The sequence below is a fragment of the Streptomyces sp. NBC_01171 genome, from assembly GCF_045039805.1.
GTDB lineage: Bacteria > Actinomycetota > Actinomycetes > Streptomycetales > Streptomycetaceae > Streptomyces.
Genome location: NZ_CP108609.1, coordinates 648,740 through 669,861, shown reverse-complemented (window position 1 = coordinate 669,861; position 21,122 = coordinate 648,740). Strand labels below are relative to the sequence as shown.

Here is a 21,122-nt window from a genome sequence, read left to right as displayed (position 1 = left end):
CCCGGTCAGCGGCCGGGGGGCGGTCCCATGGGGCCGGGCGCGTGCGACCCGGCGCCGGGCAGACCTGTGCCTGGGGGCATCACCCGTGCCAGGTCGCGGTGTATGCGGTCGGCTTCGCCCCGCACCTCGGCGGGGACGTCACCACGCTCGGCGACGAGACGGCTGAAGATGGGGGTGTCGGTGAACATGACGGAGTCTGCTCTTTCCAGTGGGTCGCCGGGTGGTGGGGGGAGCGACGGGACGGGTGACGGTCACCTGCCGTGGCCGGACCGTCAGCGGGCCGAAAGACGGCGGTCCCGAGGAACGCCCGGCCAGGAACGGGCACACGACACCTTAAGGGGCGGTACCGACAACGCGCGTCCGGGGACCCGGTCCAACTGGTCAGCTTAGATGATCATGTCTTCCGTTTTCGAGGGTAGACGCCGCCGACAAGTCCGAAAGTCGTCGAATACGGAGTAGTCGTGCCGACACCGCACCTTTCCCCACAGCCCGGCGCGTCCGGAGCCGTGCATCTGGCCGCGTCCTGGCCGAACTGGCTGGAGGCGCACACCACGGCACTGGTCGAGGTCCCCCTGCGCATCGCCCTCATCGTCGTCGTCCTGGCGGTGATCCGCTGGGTCGCCAAGCGCGCCATCACCCGCGTCGTCCAGCACATCCTGCAACCCTCCGGCGACGACCACGAGTCCCGCCCGCCGCGCCGCGCCGGACGCGGGGCCGCCGTCCTGCTGCGCGACCGCGCCCGCTCCTCCCAGCGCCGCGAACAGCGCGCCCGCACCATCGGCTCGGTGCTCAGCAGCGGCGTCACCATCGTCCTGGCCCTGCTGGGTACGGCCATGATCCTCGACCAGGTCGGCATCGCCCTCGGGCCGCTGCTGGCCAGTGCCGGAGTCGTCGGCCTCGCCATCGGTTTCGGCGCGCAGAGCCTGGTCGCCGACTACCTCTCCGGCCTGCTCATCATGGTCGAGGACCAGTACGGCGTCGGTGACACCGTCGACCTCGGCGAGGCCGTCGGCGAGGTCGAGCACATCGGCCTGCGCCTGACCCACGTCCGTGACCTCAACGGCGGCCTGTGGCACATCCGCAACGGTGAGGTCCTCCGCGTCCGCAACGACAGCCAGGACTGGGCCCGCGCCGTCCTGGACGTCGCCGTCGCCTACGACGCCAACCTCGACACCGTCTACCAGGTGCTGGAGGACGCCGGCCGCAGCCTGCGCCAGGACCCGGCCTTCTCCGCCGTACTGCTGGAGGACCCCAGCGTGTGGGGTGTGCAGTCGCTGGACGCGGACGGTGTCGTCGTCCGCCTCGCGGTGAAGACCATCCCGCTCCAGCAGTGGGGCGTCACCCGCGAGCTGCGCCGCCGCGTCAAGGACGCGCTGGACGCGGCCGGGATCGACATCCCGTTCCCGCAGCGCACCATCTGGCTGCGCAACGAGGACCCCGAGACGCAGCTCGCCGCCCGTTGAATCTCCGCGCACGACGAGGGGCCCGGCCTTCGGAAGGCCGGGCCCCTCGTCATGTCACGCGGTCTGCATGTCACGCGGTCTGCGCGTGTGGTCCGCCTACCAGCGGTACCAGCGGCCGCGACGGCCACCGCTGCCCGCGGGGCGCACGAAGAAGCCGACCAGCCACACGATCAGGACGATCACCGCTATCCACCACAGCGCCTTCAGGGCGAAGCCCGCGCCGAAGAGGATGAGAGCCAGCAGAAGAACCAGAAGCAAAGGAACCATTGTCATAACCTCCTGACCGCCGATTGCCCCTGACTAGCGAATACACGCACACAAATACCAAGTTATTCACACGTCTTGGAGGGCATGTGGACCTGTTGCGGCGCAGGTCGGCGCGGCGGCGGTGCTCCGTTCGGTGCCGCGCGGACGCGGAGGAGGCTGACAGGGCCGGTGAAGAGGGATTCTCCGCGTGCGCGGGGGTATCCGCCCTGCATGAACATCGCTGCTGAATTCCTCGCCGCATCCAGCAAGGGCGCGCTCTGGCTCCTGGTCGTGGGCGTGATCGTCGCCGTGATCCTGCTGGGCGGGTTCCTGCTGGGCAGCCGCCGGGCGCGCTCGCGCCGCATGTCCACGCAGCCGCCCGGCGCCGACGCCCGCCGTGGCCCGCAGGACCAGTCGGGCGTCGGCTGGCAGACCCCGGAGGACAACCCGGAGAACCACTCCCACCGCCGCCCCTGACGGCTCACCCCGCGTGCTGCCGCTCCAGCTCCCGCTTGAGGTTGGTCAGGGTCTTGCGGATGTTGCGGGTCTGGAAGTCGGGGAAGGTGCTGCCCGAGGTGACGATCCGGTCGAAGACGCCGGCCACGAAGTCGGGCCAGGTGCGGCGGTCGTCGGTCCAGATCTCGGTGACGCGGGTGCCCGCGCCCTCCGGCTCGAATCGGTACTCCCAGGTGGCGATCGGGCCGCGCAGGCGCGGGCGGCCCACGCCGATCGCGTGGACCCGGAAGGCGAAGCGACGGCCCGGCTCGGCCGCCGTGACCGTGCACCGGGTCACCCAGCGGAAGCGTCCGCGCTTGTTCCGCCCGACGAAACTGGTGCCCACCTCGGCCGGGCCCGCCGCCGAGCCGGGGGCGGTGCCCAGGTTCTCCGGGCTCCAGCGGCCCATGTCACCGGGGTCGCTCACCGCCCGGTAGGCGGCGTCCGGCGCGACGTCGATGACGATGCTGTCGCTCACACTCAACACACGGGCCACTGAGCTGCCTCCTACCGCGGACATGTAGCTACTGCCGGGTAGGAATCATGGCACGGCCGTCCGCTCCGGTCAGTCCCCGAGGGTTGCCAGGGCGGCGGCGACCCGGTCACACACCTCCGGCGGGGTCGAGGCGTGCGGGGAGAACCTCAGCGAGTCCGCGCGCACCGTCGGCGTGACGCCCTCGGCGTGCAGCGCCTTCGCGACGAGCGCCGGGTCGCGGTCCGGCACCGTGAAGGAGAGGATGCCCGCGCGCCGGGCCGGGTCGGTGGGGGAGAGGACCCGGCCGCCGTGCCCCCGGACGATCTCGGTGAGTTCGCCGACCCGCTCGGTGATGGCACCCTCGATCGAGCCCACGGTGTGCCGCTCGACGAGGTCCAGCGCGGCCGCGAACGCGGCTGCCGTCACCGGGCTCAGATTGGTGACGGACCAGCGGCCCGCATCCGGGGCGGGCGGGTGTTCCGCGCCGTCGAAGAGGCCGACCTCCGCCACGCCCGTCCAGCCGGTCAGGACCGGTTCCAGTGTCTCCAGCGCGCGGTCCGAGAGGGTGGCGAAACCCGTCGCCCACCCGGCGCGCAACCACTTCTGGCCGCCGGCCACCACCACGTCCGCCGCGCCCCACGGCAGCTCGGCCGCGCCGAACGCCTGGATGGCGTCCACGACCAGGAGCCGGTCCGGCCCGATCGCCTCGCGCAGTCCGGCCAGATCCGCCCGGAACCCGGTGCGGAAGTCCACCGCGCTCACCGAGAGCGCCACGACGTCCTCGGTCAGCGCGGCCCGCACCAGCTCGGGGGTCACCCCGCCGCCGGGTGCGGGGTCGAGCCAGCGGGGCGTGACCCGGCCGAGGCCGGCGGTGCGGCGCCACGGGTAGTGGTTGGCGGGGAAGTCGGTGCGGGGTACGAGGACCGTGCCCTCCCGGATGCCGAGGGCGGCGTGGAAGAGGCCGGTGGACGCGTTCGGCAGCAGCACGGTGTGCCGGGCGTCGGTCCCCGCCAGGCGGGCGGCGGTGTCCCGCGCGGTCCCCTCCGCCCCCATCAGACCGTCCACCGTGGTGTGGTCGGCACGGGCGGACTCCGTCAGGGCCCGCGCGGTGGCGTCCACCGCGTCCCGCGACGGCGGCCCGAACCGCGCGAAGTCGAGATACCCGGCGGGTGTGTCGAAGTGAGCTGCGTAGGAAGTGAGCACGGGCTCATCCTCCCGGCACGGGACGGGCCGGGCACCCCCGCCCTGGGGATGCCCGGCCCGTCCGTCCGCTCAGTGCCCGGCGGATTCCTCGGGCCGCGCCTGGCGCGGCAGGAGGAAGGCGAGCAGGAACGTCAGGACGAGCATCCCGTCCACGATCCACAGCACGGTCTTCATGACGGAGCCGAAGCCGCCCTTGAAGGCCGACGTGGCAGTGGACTGCAGCGCGGCCGGTATTCGGACACCGGCCTGCGGCGAGGTGATGACCGAACGGGTGTCGTTCTCCAGCGTGGTGCAGGAGGCCGGGGTCGCGGCCGGGTCCTTGGCGACCGCACGGTCCGAGGCGCAGGTCCGCAGGTCCGCCACGACGCGGTCCTGGGCGGCGGGCGCGACATGCGCGGCGGTCAACTGCCTGCGCAGGCCGTCGGATTGGTGGTCGACGGCGGTGGCGATGCCGCCGCCCAGCAGGCCGAAGAAGACGGTGCCGAGGATGGCCACGCCGAAGGCGCCGCCGAGCTGCTGGACCGCCGTCATGGTGCCGGACGCCGAACCCGTCTCGTGCTGCTCGACGCTGGCCAGCACGATGTCGAAGAAGGGTGCCATCAGCAGGCCCATCCCGATGCCCGTGACCAGCAGCGAGGGCAGGAGCTGCCAGGGGCCGACACCGCTGCCCGCGAGGTCCAGGGTCAGCCACACCGCGAACACACCGGCCGCCATGACCAGCGCGCCGCCCTGGAGCACCGCACGGCCGAACCGGGTCACCGCCTGGGCGAGCCCGAAACCGACGATCATGCCGCCCGACCAGGGCACCATCACCAGGCCCGCCTTGAGCGGCGAGTAGCCGAGACCGATCTGGGTGTACAGGTTGAAGACCAGCATGAAGCCCTGCATGGCCGAGAAGAAGACCAGGCCGAGGATCATGCCGCCGCTGAAGCCGCGCTTGCGGAACAGGCTGATGACCACCAGCGGGTCCAGGCCCGCCCGGCTGTGCCGTGCCTCGTACACCGCGAAGGCGGCGAAGACGACGACCGAGGCGGCCATCATCACGAAGGTCCACGCCGGCCAGTCGTACTCACGGCCCTGTACCAGCGGGAAGATGAGCAGCAGCGCGGCCAGGGAGACCAGGAGCATGCCGGGGATGTCGAGGCGCGGCTTGCTCTCGGAGCGGGTCTTGGGCAGGTAGCGCACGGCACCCAGCAGGGCGGCTGCACCCAGCGGCAGGTTGATGAGGAAGATCATGCGCCAGCCGGTACCGAAGTAGTCCGCGTCCACGAGCCAGCCCGCGAGGATCGGCCCGGAGACCGCGGACAGGCCCATGACCGGGCCGAACATGCCGAACGCCTTCTGCGACTCCTTCGGCGGGAACATCTCCTTGATCATGCCGAGGCCCTGCGGCAGCATCACCGCGCCGAACAGCCCCTGTATGACACGGGCGCCGATCAGCATCGCGGGGGACACCGAGACCGCGCAGAGCAACGAGCCCACGGTGAAGCCGGCGGCGCCGACCAGGAACATGTTGCGGCGGCCGTGGATGTCGCCGAGGCGGCCGCCGGTGACCAGGCCGACGGCCATCGAGAGCGTGTACGCGGCGGCGAGCCACTGGAGGGTGGAGGCGCCGCCGCCGAGGTCGGCGCGCATGGACGGGCCGGCGATGTTCGTGACCACGGCGTCCAGGAGGTCCATCACCTCGGCCGCGAGGATCACGAAGAGCGCAGCCCAGCGCCACCGATACGGCGCTGGTGAGTCAGTGGGCGTCTCGGCGGACGCGACACCGGTGGTGGACATCGATAACTCCTCGCGGAAGGGGCCGGAGCCGGAGAACACTGTTCACCGTAGCAGAACAGTGCTCACCCGGAGAACGCTGTTCATCAAGATATAGCGCAAGCATGTTGTGAGGACAAGATATATCGCGTTGGCCGTGCCGGAGTGCCCTGTGGGCAAGTGCTCCGGGAGCGAGCGCCCCGCGAACACGCCCCGCTCACCAGTCGTGAACACTGTTCTCCGGCGCCCTAGACTGTTCCCATGAGCGACGCGGCCGCCGGCAACTCCGCACCCCCTCCGCCGTCCCCCTGGGAACGCGAGCGTCCCGCCCGCCCGCAGACGGCACCCCAGCGCACCCCGCTGTCGCGCGAGCGGATCGTCGAGGCCGCCTTCGCCGTGCTGGACCGCCAGGGGCTCGACGGGCTCTCGATGCGCCGGGTGGCGGCCGAACTGGGCGTCACCGTCTCCGCGCTCTACGCCTACGTCAGCTCCAAGGACGACCTGCTGGAGCTGATGTACACCCGCCTGTTCGACGGGTTCCAGATGCCCGCGCCCGACCCCGAGCGGTGGCGCGAGCAGGTCCGGGACTACGCGCGCGCCGGACGAAAGCGCCTGCTCTCCCACCGGGACGTCGCCCGGATCTCCATGGCCCACGTCCCCTTCACGGCCGAACTGCTGCCACACGTCGAGGGGTTGCTCGCCATATTCCGCACGGCCGGACTGCCGGACCGGATCGCGGCGGAGGCCGGGGACCTCATCTCCACCTACATCGACGGCTTCGTGCTGGAGGAGGGCATGTGGCAGGACCGGGCCGCCGCCCGGCCCGACGACGGCGACTCCTCACTGGCCCGCCCCGACTGGCGCGAGATGGCCGGCGAGATGCAGAACTACTTCGCGTCCCTGCCCCCGGCGGACTTCCCTCACCTGCGCGCACTCGCCGACGTGATGGTGACCGACTCCTCCGACGAGCGGTTCGACATCGGCCTGGAGATCATCCTGCGCGGTCTGGCGAGTTATCTGCCGGACAAGGCGCCGGACGCCTGAATCAGCGTCCGCCCGCTGCCCGGGCCTTCGACGTGTCGCCGAACGGCAGCGCCCCACCGCTGAGGTGCGCCCGGATGCCGTCCCGCTCCACCGTGATCCGCTCGATACGGATGTCACCCGGCGTCTTCGGCAGCGCGAACGACAGATTGAGCTGATCCGCGAGCTGGGGCTCGGTGACACCCCGTACCGCCCCCATCAGCTTGGGGTCGACGCCGAGCTTCGCCGGCAGGTCGGGCTGGTCGGCGACCACGTCGAACAGGTTGACCTTCATCAGCTTGCCCACGAACCCCGGCGTGCCGGTGAGCCGCTCCAGGGCCGGCTCGCTGCGCATCGCGTCGCGGATCTGCGACCGGTCGATCCCGGCACGCTCCGCGATCACCGGGACGGCCAGCATGGCGCGCACCTTGTCCCGCTGCTCGGCGACGGCGCGCGCCGCCTTCGGGGTGAGCTGGAGCCCTCCGTTCCGGCCGGGCCGGAAGACGGCCACGTCCCCGATGTCGAGCCGCATACGGCTGATGTCGGTCGACACCCCGCGGTCGCCGGACCGCCCGATGCGCGCCTCCGCATGCAGGCCGAGACGCTGGCCGCCGATCGGCACCTGCCCGTCCGCCTTGATCGCGCCGGGGCCCAGCTTGCTGAACTCCACTTGCGAGGCGCCCAGTTCACGGTCGAGATCCTCGAAGGAGAGCAGTACGTCACCGTCGACGGAGTGGACGGTGCCGCCCTTGAGGTGGGAGGGGAGTTCGCCGTCGAGCCGCACGTCGTGTGCCGTGGCGTGGACCCGGGCCAGGGACACCCGGTCGGCGGCGAGGTCGGGGACGGTGACGTGCGCGGTGTCGATCCGCTTGTCCAGCACCTGGGTGAGGAAAGGGAAGCCGTCGATCTCCACCTGCGGCGCGGCCTCCAGATGCAGCGACTTCTGCAACTGGTCCTCGGTCTTCCGCTCCGCGAAGAGCACCGCGAACCGGTCTCCCAGCACCAGGAAGGCCAGCGCGACGGCGACCGCGATCCCGGCCTTCACCAGGCGCCGCAGGTTCTTGAACCGCCGGGCGCGCTTCCGCCCGCGCCCGCGGCGACCGGCGGGCTGCCCGGCACCTTCCAGGTGGGGATCGACTTCCCCGTAGGGGTCGGCCCAGCCCCCTGACGCGCCGTCGGATACGGCGTGTTCCTGGTCGTTCGTCGAGCGGTGGGACGCCATGCGAGTGGAGGAGGCCATCACGCCACCCAAACACGTCACCGCAGGTCGGACGCAAGTTCAGCCCCTCGGGCGCGACGGTTCTCACACGGTGGTGACGGGGACACGTGGCGCGAGTGAAGAAGCGTGGCCGATCATGTGGCGACCGTGTGCGCGGGTCCGGTGCGAGGAATCGGGCCGTCCGCCGGGCACGATGCCGGTGAGCTGAGGGACCATGGAGGCAGAGCAGTGTTCCGCCTCCGGCTGCGAAGGAGGTCACCATGGCAGCCGACCCGCCCTTCGAGCCGCCCATCGGGCCTGTCCTGACGGTCTCGGCCGCCGACGTCCGGCTGCCCGAGCTGATCCTGGCCGGGGACATCGGCGCCGAAGCCCTGCGCGATCTGGAGGAGGTCCTCGGCGCGCCGCCGCTCCACACGGCCACCGCCTGGACCGTCGACATGAGCCAGGTGACCCGCATCGACCTGGCCTGCGCCTACGCTCTCCTGCGCGGAGCGACCCTGCGCCCGGAACCCGCCGCCCTCACCATCCGCGGCCCACGCCGGGCCGTCCAGCGCATCCTCCGCAACGCGGGGCTCGACGTGGTGGCCGTGATCGAGGAGTAGGGCGCCCTACGCCGGTCCCTCCGCGACCTCCGCCGGCTTCCCGTCGGTGATCCGTACCAGCTACGGGAACGTCGCCCGGAACACCGTGGGCGGCGTCCCGGCGCCCGCCCAGAGGTGCTCGTACTCGGCCACCGGTCGCGTCGATCAGGGTGCGTACCGGCTGCGGATGGCCCGCCGGGGCCACGCCGCCCACATCCTGGCCGGTGGCCGTGAGGACGAACACCGGGTCCGCGCGCCGGATTCTCGTGCGGGCCACGCCCACCCGGCCGGTGACACGGCGGGTGTCCACGCGGTGGGCGCCGCTGGTGAGGACGAGCAGCGCGTCGCCGTCGACGGAGAAGAGCAGGCTGCTGGCGATCGCGGCCACCGGACAGCCGAGCTGGGCCGCCGCAGTGGCCGCGGTGGGGGCCGGGGCCGTGAGCTCGACTTCTCATCGGCGTCGCCGGGGGTCGGCCGCTCCTCGGCGAGGATCGGCCAGACCACGCTGTCCTGCCGTGCGCCCCGGTGGGGGTAGCGGCGGCGCAGCGTGCCCTCGTGGGTCATGCCGAGGCGGCGCGCGGCGGCGATGCTGCGGGTGTCGCCCGCCGCGACCCACCACTCCACGCGGCACATCCCGCGCTCGCTGAACGCCTACGCCCGGCTGCGTTCCTCGCTTCGCCCGCACCTGGAAGCCGCGCGCGAGCGGGGCGAACTCCCCGCGCACGCCGGCCCGGAACAACTCGCGGCCGCCGCCGTCGCGTTCACCCACGGCCTTGTCGTGCAGGCTCTTTTCGATCCCGGGCGGTTCCCTGAGGATGCTCAAGTCGCCATGCCGTACGGCTTCTTGGCGTCCCTCGCCGCGTCCTGAACCGGTCCCTTCCAGTAGCACCGTCGTTCGATTCGATCGCTCACGCATATGTGCGAGACCCACGGGCAACCGAAGCGGAAGGCGTAGAGGACAGGTGAAGGACCTCCTCGTAGACCCCCGTTCGGAGGAGGGGATCGTGGACAGAACAGACAGCAAGAGCGAGAAGAGCGGTCAGGATTCGGACGAGCGCATGGACCTGCCGACCGTGATGCGGCAGGCGAGCGCACAGCTCTCCGGGCTGCTCCAGCGTGAAGTGGGCGCGGTCTCCGCCGTGAAGGCCACCGACGACGGCTGGGTGGCGGACGTCGAGGTCGTGGAGGTGGAGAAGGTGCCGGACACCATGAGTGTCATGGCGTCCTACCGCGTCGAACTCGACAAGCAGGGACGGCTCATGGCCTACGAGCGCGTACGCCGTTACGCCCGGGGTCAGATCGACCGCCGGTGAATCAGTGGGCAGCCGCAGCGAATCGAGCCGCGCGGCGCCCTGAACGGATCAACGGAAAGAAGCCAGCATGACACTCGTACAGCAGTCCAGCACCCAGTCCGGCGGAAGCGGCGGCGGTGGCGGAAATCTCTACGACGTCCTCGAACTCATCCTGGACCGAGGGCTCGTGATCGACGCGTTCGTGCGCGTCTCCCTCGTCGGCATCGAGATACTCAAGATCGACGTCCGGGTGGTCGTCGCCAGTGTCGACACCTACCTGCGCTTCGCCGAGGCGTGCAACCGGCTGGACCTTGAGTCGGGGCGCAAGGCGCCGGCCCAGCTCACCGACATCGTCGGCGACACCGTGGAGAGCGGGGCCAAGGGGAAGTCGAAAGGAGCACTGACCGGAGCCGTCGAGGCGTTCACCGAGTCGCTCGGGAGCAAGCGCGACGACTCCGAAGAGGAAGAGCCGCAGCCGCGTAAGCGCGCGCCGCGCAAGTCCACGTCCAGCCGGCAGTCCAGCCAGAACCGCGGGGAGTAATCCGTGCCCACCTACGTCTACGGCATCACCGGAGCCGACCACCCGCTGCACCTGGAGGAGGTCTTCGGCGTCGGCGAGTCCCCGGCACCGCTGCGCACCGTCCGCACCGGCGACCTCACGGCCGTCGTCAGCGACGCGCCGGAGGGCCTGCGGGCCAAGCGCCGCGATGTGCAGGCCCACCAGCGCGTGCTGGAGGTCCTGATGGGCGACGGCGCGACCCTCCCCATGCGCTTCGGCCTGCTCGCCCCCGACGACGAGCAGGTGGCGAGCGCGCTGGACGCCGAGGGCGACCGCTACCGCGCCCGCCTCCAGGAGCTGGACGGTCACGTCGAGTACCACCTGAAGGTCGCCCGCGACGAGGACGACCTGCTGCGCGAGATCGTGGCCGAGTCCGAACAGGTCCGTGAGCTGCGCGAGCGCACGCGGGACCAGTCCGGCGCGCACGACGAGCGGGTCGCGCTCGGCGAGCTGATCTCCCACGAGGTGTCCGCCCGCAGCAGTGCGGAGGCCGAGGACCTCGCCCAGCGGCTCTCGCCCGCGGCCACCCGCCTCTCGGCGGGCGAGCCCAGCTCGACGCACTTCCTGAACGTGTCCTTCCTCGTCCCCGAGGACGGGGTGGAGAGCTTCGTCCAGGCCGTGGAGCGCGAGTCGGACCAGCGCGGCGACGCGTACACCTTCACCCTCACCGGGCCGCTGCCGCCGTACAGCTTCGTCTGAACGGCGCCTCGCCCGGCCGACGACGGAAGGGAGCACCGGAATGGGACTCATCACCGGCATCGTGACCTTTCCCCTCGCCCCCGTGCGCGGATCGCTCTGGGTCATCGACCAGGTGCTCACCGCGGCGGAGGAGGAGTACTACGACCCGGAACCCGTCCGGCGCGAACTGGCCGAACTCGAACGGGCGTTGACCAGCGGCCAGATCTCCGACGAGGAGTACGACCGCCGCGAGGACGAACTGCTGGACAGGCTGGACGAGATCGACGCCCACCGGCGAGGGAACGGAGGAAGCCGCTGACCGGACCGCGCAATCGACGACCCGCAGAGACTGAGGTGCTCAACGAATGACGAAGAACGCCAAGATAGCCGCCGCCCTGGTGGGCGGATACGTACTGGGGCGGACCAAGAAGGCCAAGATGGCCATCGGGCTGGGCATGTTCCTGGCCGGCAAGAAGCTCGACCTCGACCCGAGGCGCATCGGCACGCTGCTCGCCGAGTCGCCCGCCCTCGCCGGTCTCAACGCCCAGGTCCGCAAGGAGCTGGTGGAGACCACGAAGGCCGCGGCCACCGAGGCGCTGACCAAGCGCGCCACCGGCCTCGCCGACTCGCTCGCCGACTCCATCTCCCAGCGCACCAAGGCGCTGGACGGCCCGCAGAACGACGAGGCCGAGGACGAGGAAGGTGAAGAGGAGGAGAAGCCCGCCAAGCAGCAGCGCTCCTCCGCCTCCGAGGGCACTCGCCGCAAGACCGCGACCGCCCGCAAGCGCACCAGCGCCGCGAAGTCGGCCGCCTCCTCCTCCCGCTCGGGCGCCTCCCGGGCCGGCGGGGCCGCCAAGAAGCGGGCCTCCTCCGCCACGCGCAAGAGCGGCGGTAACGGCAATGGCTGATTCCGCGCTGAGCAAGGCCAAGGACGAGGTCGTCCACAACGAGTCGACCGACCGCCTGAAGGAAGCGCTGGGCAACTATCTGCGCGCCCGCGCCGAGCACACCGTCAGCCAGCTCGGTCACAAGCTCGGCGAGAGCGTCACCAAGCTCGGCCAGCCGGGCGAGGGCGGCCCGCTCAAGAGCCTCTCCAAGGGCGGGCAGGCGCTGGCCGACGGCAAGTCACCGGCGCAGGCGGCCATGTCGGCCGGCGTCTCCCACCTGAAGGACACCGTGAAGGACAAGGTCAAGGGTCTGTTCGGCAAGGGGCGCAAGTCCGGCGGCGGCAAGTCCAAGAGCGTGACCATCGTCGAGGACATCGAAGTCGGCGTGCCGGTGCGCGAGGCGTACGACCAGTGGACCCAGTTCCAGGAGTTCTCCACCTTCGCCAAGGGCGTGGTGAGCGTCGAGAAGGCGGACGACACCTCCAGCAACTGGAAGGTGAAGGTCGCCAAGTCCACCCGCAGTTGGAAGGCGAACGTCACCGAGCAGGTGCCGGACGAGCGGATCACCTGGACGACCGAGGGCGCCAAGGGCACCGTCAAGGGGGTCGTCACCTTCCACGCGATCACCGACAACCTCACCAAGGTGCTGCTGGTCCTCGAGTACTTCCCCAAGGGGCTGTTCGAGAAGACGGGCAACATCTGGCGCGCCCAGGGCCGCCGGGCCCGGCTCGACCTCAAGCTCTACCGCAAGTTCATCATGATGCGCGGCGAGGCGACCGACGGCTGGCGCGGCGAGATCCGCGACGGCGAGGTGGTCGTCAGCCACGACGACGCCATCGAACAGGAAGAGGCGGAACAGGGCGAGGAGCAGCAGGACGAGCCGCGCGCCGAGGAAGAGGGCGACGAGGGCGAGCCCACCGACGCGGCCGACGCCGACGCCGACGCCGACGAGGACGACCTCGAGGACTCCGAGGACGACGAGTTCACCGACGAGGCCGGCGAGGACGGCGAGCCCGCCGAGGACGGCGAGGACGAGTACCTCGACGAGGCCGAGGAGGACGTCGAGCCCGAGGACGCCGAGGAGTACGAGGCGGAGGCCGACGCGCCGGAGGACGAGGAGTCCTACGACGAGCCCGAGGAAGAGCCCGAGGCTGACGAAGAGACGGCCCCCCGGTCCTCGCGGCGCCGGCGCACCGCCGACGCCAGGGCCTGATCCGGGAACCAGCCGAAAGACAGGGTTGAGAACGTGTCCGATTCACTCGCCGGTCGAATGCCGGCCCCTCCGCGCACCGCGCCGTCCTACGCAGGGCAGGGAAGCAGCGCCAATCTGGCCGACATTCTGGAGAGGGTCCTCGACAAGGGAATTGTGATCGCGGGGGACATCCAGATCAATCTGCTCGACATAGAGTTGCTGACCATCAAACTCCGCCTGCTCGTCGCATCCGTCGACAAGGCGAAGGAAATGGGCATCGACTGGTGGGAGCACGATCCCTCGCTCTCCTCCCGCGCGCAGCCGTCCGCCACCGCCCCCGCCGCGTCCGACCCGGCGCTGAGCGAGGAGAACGAGCGGCTGCGGGCCGAGATCGCCCGACTGCGCGCCGCCGCCGAGCTGCCCGCCGGCCACACGGCCGACGGGGACGCCCGGCCGGAGTCCGCGGAACGGGAGACCGGCCGTGAGTGAAACGGAGATGGAGTACGTGTACGCCGTCGGCCTCGGGGACCTGGCCCTCGACGGGACGGCCCCGGTCACCGGGGTCGACGGCGGCACCGTACGCACGGTCGGTGGCGGCCGGGGGCTCACCGCGCTGGTGTCCGCCGTCCCCGCCGACCGGTTCGCCGAGGAGCACCTCGCACCCCAACTGGAGGACCTGGAACGGCTGGAGGCGATCGCACGGGCCCACCACGCCGTGGTGGACACCGCCTTCGCCACCGCCACGGTCCTCCCGATGCGTCTGGCCACGGTCTACCGCGACCAGGCGCGCGTGGCCGCCATGCTCGACGAGCAGCACCCCTACTTCGAGGAGCTGCTGCGCGCCCTGGACGGCCATGTCGAACTCGGGCTGAAGGTGTACGCCGAGCCCCGGGCCGCCGCGCCCGCCGAGGAGCCCGAGCCGGCGGGCACGAGCCCCGGCCGCGCCTATCTGCAACGCCGCCGCGCCGAGCGCCGTCGCGCCCAGGACACCTACGGCGCCGCCCGCGACACCGCGGAGCAGGCGGCCCAGGTGGCCTCGGCGCTGGCCTCAGCCCGTGCCGTCCACCGCCCCCAGCAGGGCGAATGGTCGGCCGGGCGGGGCGAGAACGTGGCCAACGAGGCGTATCTGGTGCCCCGGCGGGACGTGGAGCGGTTCCGTACCGAGCTGGGCGCGCTCGCCTCGGACATCCCCGGTGTCACCATCGAGGTGACCGGGCCCTGGGCGCCGTACTCCTTCGCGGGCGGGATCACGAGTTGAGCATGCGGCCCGCGAACGGACAGGGCGCCGAGCCGGTCGCCCAGCCGCCCGTCGCCCTGATCGACCTGCTGGACCGGCTGCTGAACGGCGGGGCGGTGCTCACCGGCGACATCGTGCTGAGCATCGCCGATGTCGACCTGGTGCACATCAACCTGCGCGCGGTCATCCGCTCGATCACCGGGGACGCGCCGGGGCCCGCCATCATGCCGCCGCGTGCCCGCACCGATGAGCACCTATGAGCACCGAGGAGTGCTGAGGGAGTCCTGATGACGCCGGAAACACCCGCGAACGCGCTGGCCGCCCATATGCGGACGGACCCCGACACGGTGGAACGGGATCTGATGAAGCTGGTGCTCACCATTGTCGAATTGCTGCGCCAGCTCATGGAGCGCACCGCCATTCACCGGGTGGACCAGGGAGATCTCGACGACGACCAGGAAGAACGCATCGGTATGACGCTGATGATTCTCCAGGATCGTATGGAAGAACTGTGTGAGCGATACAACCTGACAATGGACGAACTGAATCTGGATCTCGGGCCGTTGGGATCGTTGCTGCCTCGAGACCTGTGAATGCGAAAACCTTGTTTTGCCGCCGGGGGAAAGGACAGTAGGGCACTATGACTGACGACAAAAAGAACACCCGGAGCACCACCGCGGCGAGCGCCAAGAAGGCCGCCTCCTCCCGCACCGCCACGGCGCGGGCGACGGCCGACAACGCCAAGGAGCAGGCGCAGGAGGCCAAGAAGTCGACGGTCTCCACCGCCCAGTCGGTCGGTGACACCACCCAGCGTGTGAGCCGCGCGGCCGTCGCCGGTCTGCAGACCGGCCAGCAGGCCGTCGCGGCCAACACCGCCAAGGCCGTCGAGGCCGCGGGCACCGCGTGGACGGTCATCAAGCACCGTAAGGCGGTCGCCGCCGCGGCCGCGGCCGGTGTGGCGGGGGTCGCCGGAGCGGCCTTCGCGATAGGCCGCTCGACGGCCAAGCCCCAGATGGGCCCGCTGACCCGGCTGGCGCGAGGCCGGATCTGAGCACACGCGCTCCGCGAGAGCAGCGACACCCACGGCGACCTCCCCCGCGTCCCCAAGACGCGCGGGAGGTGCTCGTGTGTCCGGGGTGCTTTCTGTGACGAACCGCACCTCGTGGGCGAAGGCGCAGGCAGATACGGGTGCGGTGGCCGACCGTGTGCGAACGTCACAGGCGGCGGGCCGGGGGCGGGGTGCGGGTCTGCCACGATGGTCGGGCCGCAGGCCGGGCAGGTTCCCCTGGTGACCCCCGCCACGGCAGCCGACAGTTCCGGCGGAACGACCGCGCAGGCCGACGAGGGCCCGCGGCTCCGCCGCCTCCGCCGAGACCCGCGCGCGTCACCGCGACCGGGCCTGTCCCATCGGGTACGCCACTATGTCCTCCTCCTCCGCCGGTGCCCCCCGCCCGCGCGCGCTCACCGACGACTCCTCGCCCTGGCGTTCCCTGAAGTACCGCAGCATGCGGTGGTGGTCCGTCGCCCATCTCGTCTCCAACACCGGCACCTGGATGCAGCTCACGGTGCAGAACCTGCTGGTGCTCCAGATAACCGGCTCGGCCGCGGCGACCGGTCTGTCCATGTCCGTACAGGCGGCCCCCGGCCTGCTGATGGGCCTGGCGGGCGGCACGTTCGTCGACCGGTGGCCGCGCAAGCTGACCGCCGCCGTCAGCCAGGCGCTCCTAGGCGTCGTCGCCTTCGTCACGGCCTTCCTCGTCGTCACGCACCGGCTCGATCTCCCCGCGCTGATGGCGCTGGCCGCGGTGACCGGTCTCGTCGCCACCGTCGACGGACCGGCCTGTGCGCTGCTCGGCAACGACCTCGTCCGCGCCGAGGACGTGCCTTCCGCCATCGGCGTGGGCTCCCTCGTGCACAGCGCCGGACGGCTCGCGGGCGCGGCGCTGGCCGGAGTGACCGTCGGCCTGCTCGGGACGGCCGCCGCCTACGCGGCCAACGCGCTGTCCTTCCTGTTCGTCGCGGCCGTGATCCCCTTCCTGCGACCCCTGCGCCAGACGGAGCCCGCCGCCCCGGACCGTGCGTCCAAGAACGCGCCGGACATGAGCGCCCGGCAAGGGCTGCTGTTCTTCGCGCGCCGCCCGCGCCTGGTCGCCCTCGCGGGCATCACCGGGATCAGCGCGGTGTTCGGCCGCAACTACGCCCTCACCCTGGCGGTCCTGGTCACCGGGCCGCTCGCCGGCGGGGCCGGGTCGTTCGGCACGGTCTCCACGGTGCTCGCCGCCGGAGGCATCGTCGGCGCGGTGCTGGGCGCCCGGCTGCGCAAGCCGTCGGTCCGGCTGGTCGGCCTGCTCGCGGCGGCCGGGGGTCTGCTGCAGGTGGTGGCCGGACTCGCGCCGTCCCTCGCGGTGCTGCTGGTGCTCGTGCTGCCCATGGCCGTCGTCGAGTCGGTCTCGGACACCGCCGGGACGACCGTCCTCCAGACCGACCCGCCGCCCCACCTGCGGGGCCGTGTGCTCGGAGTCTGGAACACCGTGTCCACCCTCTGGGGGCTGGCGGGTCCGCCCGTGCTGGGCCTCCTGATGCAGCACGCCGGGGCACGGGGTGCGCTGGTCGCGGGCGGGCTGCTCATCGCCGCCACGGTCGGCGCGGGCCACCTGCTGCGCGGCCGGTGGAGCACCGCGCCGGTGCCGTCGGCCAAGGACCGGGCCGCGGTCCTCGTCACCGCCGCCTGAGGGTCATGCCTCGCCGGTGCGGCGCACGCACTCGGTGACCACCGCGCGGAGGCTGTCCGTGCGGGCCAGGATCGCGCGCTGGGCCATCGCGCCGTTGCCGTGCTTCAGCAGGCCCGCGAGGGTGTCCTGGACGCCCTTGGTGTCGCCGTGGTCGTCCAGGGCGTCGCGTACGTGGTCGAACAATGCGCGCACCACCGTCTCCGCCGGGGCGGGGCGCATGGTCAGGGGGTGCAGCAGGCGCTCCTCCAGGCCGAAGCGGGCGGCCTGCCAGGCGGCGAGCCGGACCAGGGAGGTGCCGAGCCGGGCCGGGGGTTCGCCCGCCTGCCACGCGCGGGCGGCCGTCTCCACGAGGGCGCGGCACAGCAGGGCCAGCAGGACCGTGGTGTCCGGGTCCAGACAGACGTCGGCGACCCGGATCTCGACCGTGGGGTACTGGGCGGAGAGCCGGGCGTCGAAGTAGATCATCCCGGCGTCCCGCAGCACCCCGGTGCCGACCATGTCCCGTACCTGCTCGTGGTACCGGTCGGCTGAGCCGAAGACGTCCGTCGGCCCGGCCGAGGGCCACCGGCCCCACATCTGGCTGCGGTAGCTGTTGTAGGAGCTGTCCTGACCCTGCCAGAAGGGGGAGTTGGCGCTCAGGGCGAGCAGGACGGGCAGCCAGGGGCGGATGCGGTCCAGTACGGCCACGCCCTCCTCGTCGGAGTCCACCGAGACGTGCACATGACACCCGCAGGTGAGCTGGTCCGACAGGGTCAGCCCGAAGCGGTCGGCCATCCAGTGGTACCGCGGGTCGGGGGTCAGGGTCGGGCTGACCGGCAGGGGAGAGGTGGCGAGGGCGGCGACCGCCGCTCCCGTACGCCCGGCAAGCCGTCCCGCCTCGGCGCGGCACCGGCGGATCTCGGCCGCGAGTTCGTCGGCCCGGGTCTGCGGGGCGGTGGCGAACTCCACCTGCTGGCGCTGCAGCTCCGACTCGAAGACCTGCTCCTCGTCCGCCCCGGCTGCCTTGCCGGCCTGCGCCAGCACCGCCGCGGCGACGGCCCGCGGCTCGCCGCTCTCCGCATCCACCAGGAGGAGCTCCTCCTCCACTCCCACACTGCGCACCCGGGCCGTCCTCCCTCTCCGGTCCGGGGACCGGCTTCTTCACTGTGTCCCATAAGTCAGTCGTCGCCCGAGCCTGGTTCGGCCATCCTGCGATGGGCCTCGGCCTTGAGCTTGTCGGGGACCACCTTGGCGGCCATTCCCTGCGCCTTCGTCCTGGCGGATCCCGCGATTACTTTGTCCTTGCCCTCGAAAAGGGCGTCCAGTCCCTCACGCGCGACTTCGGCGGGGTCGTCCTTCTCCTGTCGGCCGACCTGCGTGTCGTCCATGTCGGCGCGGTGGAAGAACTCGGTCTCGGTAGGCCCCGGCATCAGCGCGGTCAGGGTGACACCGGTGTCCTTCAGCTCGCTCTGCAACGCCTGGGTGAAGGACTGCACGAACGACTTCGACGCGTTGTACACCGCCTGGAAGGTGCCGGGCATCGTGGAGGCGATGGACGAGGTGACGAGGATGCGGCCCCGGCCGCGGGCCACCATCTCGCGCACCACCCGCTTGCCGAGGTGCACGGTCGAGCGCACATTGAGGTCGACGATCTCCAGCTCGTCCTCCAGGTCGGTCTCGGCGAAGGGGCCGCCCTGGCCCACGCCCGCGTTGAGCACCGCGACATCGAGGGGACGGCCCGTCGCGGTGACCGCCGTCCACAGCTCCTCCGCCTGGTCGTAGTGGCGCAGGTCGGCCCGGACCGGCTCCACCGACGCCCCGGTCTCCGCCCGGATGTCCTGGGTCGCCTGCCGCAGCCGGGTGTCGTTCTCGGCGTTGACGATCAGGTCATAGCCGCGCTCGCCCAACTGCTTGGCCAGCTCGAAGCCGATTCCGCTGGACGCGCCCGTGACCAGGGCGAGAGGCTTCAGATCGTTCATGGCCGGGTCTCTTCCTGTAAGAGGTCTGTTGTAAAGGGTCGGTGCGGGCGCGCCCCGCGTACCTCCCGCAGTTCCCATATCGGCCGGTCCTGAACGGCCCGAGGGCACGACGACCCCATTCGAGCGCGTTTCCGTGGTCCCGTCGGGGGGACTCGCTGTCCATGCGGTCCAGGCGCCGCTGCCGGAGGGGCTGGTCCCCGACGAGTTGGAGGACGCCGCGTGGGTGGCCCTGACGCCGCTCCTCATGGTCGCCGGCCGGGGTCTCGGTGGAGGCGCTGGAGCAGACGGTCACCAGGGCGGCCGGGCTGTCCGCGGAACCCCTGGCGCTGTTCTCCGAGAGCGTCAGCCACGCATGGGTGGGCGCGACCCGGCCCCTGCGATCCCCGGCCCCACCGAACCCCCGACAAGGAGACCGGACATGAGCGAGCAGACCCCGTCCCAGGCAGAGGGCGAGCGGGAACCGGACCCGGAGACCGAAGGCGGTCCCCGCCGCGCCGTCCACCCCGACGTGCCGCGCACCACGCCCTCGCAGGCCGAGGGTGAACGGCTGCCGGAGGACGACGAGTAGCCCCTCGGCTACCGGAGCGCGTGTACCGCCGCCGCGAACACCGGCGGCATCCGGGACGCCACCGGCACGATGAGCCGGGCGGTCCCCGGACGGCTGCTCGCGGCCAGCAACGCCCTGGTCAGCAGGCGGTGGCGGCGCGTGACCAGCGTCCACTCCCGCTCGTACCGCTCCGGCCGCCCCGCCGCGACACACCGGACGGCGGCCTCGGCCGTCGCCAGGGCGAGCGCGATGCCCTCGCCGGTGAGCGCGTCCACATAGCCCGCCGCGTCCCCGACGAGCAGCACCCGGCCCGCGACCCTGCGCCGCACCCGCTGGAGCAGCGGCCCGGCACCGCGTACCTCGGTCGCCGGAGCCCCGCTCAGCGCCGCGGTGAGTGCCGGGAAACCTGCCAGATGCTCGTCGTAACCGCGCCGGACCCGGCTCAGCACCGCGACCCCCACCAGGCCGTCGGCGACCGGGGTCACGTACGCCTCGCCGTGGCCGGACCAGTGGACCTCCACGAAGTCCGTCCACGGGGCGACGCGGTAGTGGCGGCGCAGTCCGTACCGGCCCCGCGTGCCGCCGGGCAGCTCCAGGCCGAGGCGGCGGCGGACGGGGGAGTGCAGGCCGTCGGCGGCGATCAGCCAGCGTGCCGTGATCCCGGCGGCGGTGACGCTGTCCCGCGTCTGGCGCACCTCGCCGACCTTGCCGGGCTCGATCCGTACGCCGAGGCCGAGGGCGCGCTCGTGCAGCGCGTGGTGGAGGGTGGTACGGCGGACGCCCAGCCCCGGCCGGTCGCGGAAGGGGGCTTCGGCGCGGCGGGCGCCGTCCACGTAGCGGATGCCGCGCAGCTCCCGGCCCGCCGGCTCCACGCCGAGTGCCCTGAGCGAGGCGACCCCGCCGGGCATGACGCCCTCGCCGCACGCCTTGTCCACGGGCGCGGTGCGGGGCTCGACCACCACGGCGGTCAGCCCGGCCAGCCTCGCCTGCACGGCAGCCGCGAGACCGGCCGGGCCGCCCCCGGCCACCAGGACGTCGATCACGCCGGAACCGGAGCGTCGGCGGCGGCCAGCGCCTGGTTCTCGCACCGGATGCGCACGGTGAGCACGGCGGCGTTCAGCACCGTGAAGGCGACGGCGGTCACCCAGGCGGTGTGCACCAGCGGCAGCGCCACCCCCTCGGCCACCACGGCCACGTAGTTCGGGTGCCGCAGCCATCGGTACGGCCCCCGCGCCACCAGCGGCAGACCCGGTACGACGATCACCCGGGTGTTCCAGCGCGGCCCGAGTGTCCCGATGCACCACCACCGCAACGCCTGCGCGCCCACCAACAGGGCCAGCATCGGCCAGCCCAGCGCGGGCACGAACGGCCGCCCACCGAGCCACACCTCGAGCGGGCAGCCGACCAGCAGACCCACGTGCAGGGCGACCATCGCCGGATAGTGTCCGTCGCCCGCGACGATCGCCCGACGGGCCCTGCTCCACCGCTCGTTGCGGCGGGCCACGACGAGTTCGGCGACCCGCTCACCCGCGACGGCGGCCACCAGCAGCGCGTACCAGATCATGTGTCCTCCTGTCGGG

Annotated in this window: 29 protein-coding genes; 18 read left to right on the top strand and 11 right to left on the bottom strand. The window is 71.9% G+C overall.

The genetic code is table 11. The features are described from left to right. Nucleotides 1-5: 5 nt before the first annotated feature. Nucleotides 6-188: a hypothetical protein gene (locus tag OG448_RS03060; protein WP_078858371.1), complete on the bottom strand. Its 183-nt coding sequence runs from the start codon at nucleotides 186-188 to the stop codon at nucleotides 6-8. A gap of 273 nt (nucleotides 189-461) precedes the next feature. Between OG448_RS03060 and OG448_RS03055 the strand changes: the two genes are divergently transcribed. After that, a complete protein-coding gene (locus OG448_RS03055) occupies nucleotides 462-1,463 on the top strand; it encodes a mechanosensitive ion channel family protein (RefSeq protein WP_405551372.1) in 1,002 nt (333 codons plus the stop codon). 96 nt (nucleotides 1,464-1,559) lie between these two features. Here the strand turns inward: OG448_RS03055 and OG448_RS03050 are convergent, their stop codons facing one another. After that, nucleotides 1,560-1,730 carry a hydrophobic protein gene (locus OG448_RS03050; protein WP_405551371.1) on the bottom strand — a complete coding sequence of 57 codons (171 nt, stop codon included), beginning with the start codon at nucleotides 1,728-1,730 and terminating at the stop codon, nucleotides 1,560-1,562. A 210-nt stretch (nucleotides 1,731-1,940) separates the two neighbouring features. Here OG448_RS03050 and OG448_RS03045 point away from each other — a divergent pair, with 210 nt between their 5' ends. After that, a complete protein-coding gene (locus tag OG448_RS03045) occupies nucleotides 1,941-2,186 on the top strand; it encodes a DUF6479 family protein (protein WP_405551370.1) in 246 nt (81 codons plus the stop codon). Nucleotides 2,187-2,190: 4 nt separating this feature from the next. Here OG448_RS03045 and OG448_RS03040 read toward each other — a convergent pair whose 3' ends face one another. The 3 genes from OG448_RS03040 to OG448_RS03030 form a co-directional block, all read right to left on the bottom strand. After that, a complete protein-coding gene (locus OG448_RS03040) occupies nucleotides 2,191-2,700 on the bottom strand; it encodes an SRPBCC family protein (RefSeq protein ID WP_405551369.1) in 510 nt (169 codons plus the stop codon). Between the two features lie 69 nt (nucleotides 2,701-2,769). Next, the gene (locus tag OG448_RS03035; RefSeq protein ID WP_405551367.1) at nucleotides 2,770-3,882 is read right to left on the bottom strand and encodes an aminotransferase class V-fold PLP-dependent enzyme; all 1,113 of its coding nucleotides are present in this window, start codon (nucleotides 3,880-3,882) and stop codon (nucleotides 2,770-2,772) included. Between the two features lie 69 nt (nucleotides 3,883-3,951). After that, the gene (locus OG448_RS03030; protein WP_405551366.1) at nucleotides 3,952-5,664 is read right to left on the bottom strand and encodes an MFS transporter; all 1,713 of its coding nucleotides are present in this window, start codon (nucleotides 5,662-5,664) and stop codon (nucleotides 3,952-3,954) included. A 237-nt stretch (nucleotides 5,665-5,901) separates the two neighbouring features. On the opposite strand from OG448_RS03030, the gene OG448_RS03025 reads away from it, so the two are divergent. After that, on the top strand, nucleotides 5,902-6,684 hold the full coding sequence (locus tag OG448_RS03025; RefSeq protein WP_405551365.1) for a TetR/AcrR family transcriptional regulator: 783 nt from the start codon (nucleotides 5,902-5,904) through the stop codon (nucleotides 6,682-6,684). Nucleotide 6,685: 1 nt separating this feature from the next. Here the strand turns inward: OG448_RS03025 and OG448_RS03020 are convergent, their stop codons facing one another. Next, entirely contained in the window at nucleotides 6,686-7,900 is a 1,215-nt protein-coding gene (locus tag OG448_RS03020) for a DUF2993 domain-containing protein (protein ID WP_405551364.1), read from the bottom strand. Nucleotides 7,901-8,139: 239 nt separating this feature from the next. Here OG448_RS03020 and OG448_RS03015 point away from each other — a divergent pair, with 239 nt between their 5' ends. Continuing rightward, nucleotides 8,140-8,481 (top strand): STAS domain-containing protein, encoded by a 342-nt coding sequence (locus OG448_RS03015; protein ID WP_391294045.1) that lies wholly within the window; start codon nucleotides 8,140-8,142, stop codon nucleotides 8,479-8,481. Here OG448_RS03015 and OG448_RS03010 read toward each other — a convergent pair. Further along, on the bottom strand, nucleotides 8,399-8,848 hold the full coding sequence (locus OG448_RS03010; protein WP_405551360.1) for a YbaK/EbsC family protein: 450 nt from the start codon (nucleotides 8,846-8,848) through the stop codon (nucleotides 8,399-8,401). The two genes, OG448_RS03015 and OG448_RS03010, sit on opposite strands and share 83 nt — an antisense overlap. A 174-nt stretch (nucleotides 8,849-9,022) precedes the next feature. Between OG448_RS03010 and OG448_RS03005 the strand changes: the two genes are divergently transcribed. From OG448_RS03005 to OG448_RS02945, 13 genes are all read left to right on the top strand, one after another. Next, complete coding sequence (locus OG448_RS03005) at nucleotides 9,023-9,328, top strand: TetR family transcriptional regulator C-terminal domain-containing protein (protein ID WP_405551358.1); 306 nt, start codon at nucleotides 9,023-9,025, stop codon at nucleotides 9,326-9,328. A 136-nt stretch (nucleotides 9,329-9,464) separates the two neighbouring features. Next, nucleotides 9,465-9,773, top strand: coding sequence for a gas vesicle protein (locus tag OG448_RS03000; RefSeq protein ID WP_399565548.1), 309 nt, complete (start codon nucleotides 9,465-9,467; stop codon nucleotides 9,771-9,773). A gap of 67 nt (nucleotides 9,774-9,840) precedes the next feature. Then, nucleotides 9,841-10,293 carry a gas vesicle structural protein GvpA gene (locus OG448_RS02995; protein ID WP_399565549.1) on the top strand — a complete coding sequence of 151 codons (453 nt, stop codon included), beginning with the start codon at nucleotides 9,841-9,843 and terminating at the stop codon, nucleotides 10,291-10,293. A gap of 3 nt (nucleotides 10,294-10,296) precedes the next feature. Further along, nucleotides 10,297-11,010 (top strand): GvpL/GvpF family gas vesicle protein, encoded by a 714-nt coding sequence (locus OG448_RS02990; RefSeq protein WP_405551356.1) that lies wholly within the window; start codon nucleotides 10,297-10,299, stop codon nucleotides 11,008-11,010. Nucleotides 11,011-11,050: 40 nt separating this feature from the next. Beyond that, nucleotides 11,051-11,308 carry a gas vesicle protein GvpG gene (locus OG448_RS02985; protein ID WP_086695745.1) on the top strand — a complete coding sequence of 86 codons (258 nt, stop codon included), beginning with the start codon at nucleotides 11,051-11,053 and terminating at the stop codon, nucleotides 11,306-11,308. Nucleotides 11,309-11,354: 46 nt separating this feature from the next. Next, nucleotides 11,355-11,897, top strand: a complete 543-nt coding sequence (locus OG448_RS02980; protein ID WP_405551353.1) for a hypothetical protein — start codon at nucleotides 11,355-11,357, stop codon at nucleotides 11,895-11,897. Then, complete coding sequence (locus OG448_RS02975; RefSeq protein ID WP_405551352.1) at nucleotides 11,890-13,089, top strand: SRPBCC family protein; 1,200 nt, start codon at nucleotides 11,890-11,892, stop codon at nucleotides 13,087-13,089. The genes OG448_RS02980 and OG448_RS02975 overlap by 8 nt, the downstream gene beginning before the upstream one ends. A 57-nt stretch (nucleotides 13,090-13,146) precedes the next feature. Further along, nucleotides 13,147-13,557: a gas vesicle protein gene (locus OG448_RS02970; protein ID WP_405551350.1), complete on the top strand. Its 411-nt coding sequence runs from the start codon at nucleotides 13,147-13,149 to the stop codon at nucleotides 13,555-13,557. Then, the gene (locus OG448_RS02965) at nucleotides 13,550-14,326 is read left to right on the top strand and encodes a GvpL/GvpF family gas vesicle protein (RefSeq protein ID WP_405551348.1); all 777 of its coding nucleotides are present in this window, start codon (nucleotides 13,550-13,552) and stop codon (nucleotides 14,324-14,326) included. The genes OG448_RS02970 and OG448_RS02965 overlap by 8 nt, the downstream gene beginning before the upstream one ends. A gap of 2 nt (nucleotides 14,327-14,328) precedes the next feature. Continuing rightward, nucleotides 14,329-14,565 (top strand): gas vesicle protein, encoded by a 237-nt coding sequence (locus OG448_RS02960; protein ID WP_405551347.1) that lies wholly within the window; start codon nucleotides 14,329-14,331, stop codon nucleotides 14,563-14,565. A gap of 27 nt (nucleotides 14,566-14,592) precedes the next feature. Next, a complete protein-coding gene (locus tag OG448_RS02955) occupies nucleotides 14,593-14,898 on the top strand; it encodes a gas vesicle protein GvpK (RefSeq protein WP_391294071.1) in 306 nt (101 codons plus the stop codon). Nucleotides 14,899-14,945: 47 nt separating this feature from the next. Beyond that, nucleotides 14,946-15,356, top strand: coding sequence for a hypothetical protein (locus OG448_RS02950; protein WP_405551344.1), 411 nt, complete (start codon nucleotides 14,946-14,948; stop codon nucleotides 15,354-15,356). 370 nt (nucleotides 15,357-15,726) lie between these two features. Further along, nucleotides 15,727-17,037: an MFS transporter gene (locus OG448_RS02945; RefSeq protein ID WP_405551343.1), complete on the top strand. Its 1,311-nt coding sequence runs from the start codon at nucleotides 15,727-15,729 to the stop codon at nucleotides 17,035-17,037. Nucleotides 17,038-17,040: 3 nt separating this feature from the next. On the opposite strand, the gene OG448_RS02940 is transcribed toward OG448_RS02945, so the two are convergent. After that, nucleotides 17,041-18,138 carry a glutamate--cysteine ligase gene (locus OG448_RS02940; RefSeq protein WP_405551340.1) on the bottom strand — a complete coding sequence of 366 codons (1,098 nt, stop codon included), beginning with the start codon at nucleotides 18,136-18,138 and terminating at the stop codon, nucleotides 17,041-17,043. Between the two features lie 56 nt (nucleotides 18,139-18,194). Beyond that, a complete protein-coding gene (locus OG448_RS02935; protein ID WP_405551339.1) occupies nucleotides 18,195-18,995 on the bottom strand; it encodes an SDR family NAD(P)-dependent oxidoreductase in 801 nt (266 codons plus the stop codon). 418 nt (nucleotides 18,996-19,413) lie between these two features. On the opposite strand from OG448_RS02935, the gene OG448_RS02930 reads away from it, so the two are divergent. Beyond that, nucleotides 19,414-19,563: a hypothetical protein gene (locus OG448_RS02930; protein WP_391294080.1), complete on the top strand. Its 150-nt coding sequence runs from the start codon at nucleotides 19,414-19,416 to the stop codon at nucleotides 19,561-19,563. Nucleotides 19,564-19,571: 8 nt separating this feature from the next. On the opposite strand, the gene OG448_RS02925 is transcribed toward OG448_RS02930, so the two are convergent. Both OG448_RS02925 and OG448_RS02920 read right to left on the bottom strand, forming a co-directional pair. Beyond that, nucleotides 19,572-20,585, bottom strand: a complete 1,014-nt coding sequence (locus OG448_RS02925) for an NAD(P)/FAD-dependent oxidoreductase (RefSeq protein WP_405551336.1) — start codon at nucleotides 20,583-20,585, stop codon at nucleotides 19,572-19,574. Continuing rightward, the gene (locus OG448_RS02920) at nucleotides 20,582-21,106 is read right to left on the bottom strand and encodes an isoprenylcysteine carboxyl methyltransferase family protein (RefSeq protein ID WP_405551335.1); all 525 of its coding nucleotides are present in this window, start codon (nucleotides 21,104-21,106) and stop codon (nucleotides 20,582-20,584) included. The genes OG448_RS02925 and OG448_RS02920 overlap by 4 nt, the downstream gene beginning before the upstream one ends. Between the last annotated feature and the right edge of the window lie 16 nt (nucleotides 21,107-21,122).

Excerpts from the sequence above, each read along its gene's own strand:
- OG448_RS03020 (WP_405551364.1), bottom strand. The coding sequence starts at position 7,900 with ATGGCCTCCTCCACTCGCATGGCGTCCCACCGCTCGACGAACGACCAG.
- OG448_RS03060 (WP_078858371.1), bottom strand. The coding sequence starts at position 188 with ATGTTCACCGACACCCCCATCTTCAGCCGTCTCGTCGCCGAGCGTGGT.
- OG448_RS02970 (WP_405551350.1), top strand. The coding sequence starts at position 13,147 with ATGCCGGCCCCTCCGCGCACCGCGCCGTCCTACGCAGGGCAGGGAAGC.
- OG448_RS03025 (WP_405551365.1), top strand. The coding sequence starts at position 5,902 with ATGAGCGACGCGGCCGCCGGCAACTCCGCACCCCCTCCGCCGTCCCCC.
- OG448_RS02980 (WP_405551353.1), top strand. The coding sequence starts at position 11,355 with ATGACGAAGAACGCCAAGATAGCCGCCGCCCTGGTGGGCGGATACGTA.
- OG448_RS03005 (WP_405551358.1), top strand. The coding sequence starts at position 9,023 with ATGCCGAGGCGGCGCGCGGCGGCGATGCTGCGGGTGTCGCCCGCCGCG.
- OG448_RS02985 (WP_086695745.1), top strand. The coding sequence starts at position 11,051 with ATGGGACTCATCACCGGCATCGTGACCTTTCCCCTCGCCCCCGTGCGC.
- OG448_RS03015 (WP_391294045.1), top strand. The coding sequence starts at position 8,140 with ATGGCAGCCGACCCGCCCTTCGAGCCGCCCATCGGGCCTGTCCTGACG.
- OG448_RS03050 (WP_405551371.1), bottom strand. The coding sequence starts at position 1,730 with ATGGTTCCTTTGCTTCTGGTTCTTCTGCTGGCTCTCATCCTCTTCGGC.
- OG448_RS02935 (WP_405551339.1), bottom strand. The coding sequence starts at position 18,995 with ATGAACGATCTGAAGCCTCTCGCCCTGGTCACGGGCGCGTCCAGCGGA.
- OG448_RS02920 (WP_405551335.1), bottom strand. The coding sequence starts at position 21,106 with ATGATCTGGTACGCGCTGCTGGTGGCCGCCGTCGCGGGTGAGCGGGTC.
- OG448_RS02975 (WP_405551352.1), top strand. The coding sequence starts at position 11,890 with ATGGCTGATTCCGCGCTGAGCAAGGCCAAGGACGAGGTCGTCCACAAC.
- OG448_RS02930 (WP_391294080.1), top strand. The coding sequence starts at position 19,414 with ATGAGCGAGCAGACCCCGTCCCAGGCAGAGGGCGAGCGGGAACCGGAC.
- OG448_RS03045 (WP_405551370.1), top strand. The coding sequence starts at position 1,941 with ATGAACATCGCTGCTGAATTCCTCGCCGCATCCAGCAAGGGCGCGCTC.
- OG448_RS02960 (WP_405551347.1), top strand. The coding sequence starts at position 14,329 with ATGCGGCCCGCGAACGGACAGGGCGCCGAGCCGGTCGCCCAGCCGCCC.
- OG448_RS02950 (WP_405551344.1), top strand. The coding sequence starts at position 14,946 with ATGACTGACGACAAAAAGAACACCCGGAGCACCACCGCGGCGAGCGCC.
- OG448_RS02945 (WP_405551343.1), top strand. The coding sequence starts at position 15,727 with ATGTCCTCCTCCTCCGCCGGTGCCCCCCGCCCGCGCGCGCTCACCGAC.
- OG448_RS03030 (WP_405551366.1), bottom strand. The coding sequence starts at position 5,664 with ATGTCCACCACCGGTGTCGCGTCCGCCGAGACGCCCACTGACTCACCA.
- OG448_RS02955 (WP_391294071.1), top strand. The coding sequence starts at position 14,593 with ATGACGCCGGAAACACCCGCGAACGCGCTGGCCGCCCATATGCGGACG.
- OG448_RS02995 (WP_399565549.1), top strand. The coding sequence starts at position 9,841 with ATGACACTCGTACAGCAGTCCAGCACCCAGTCCGGCGGAAGCGGCGGC.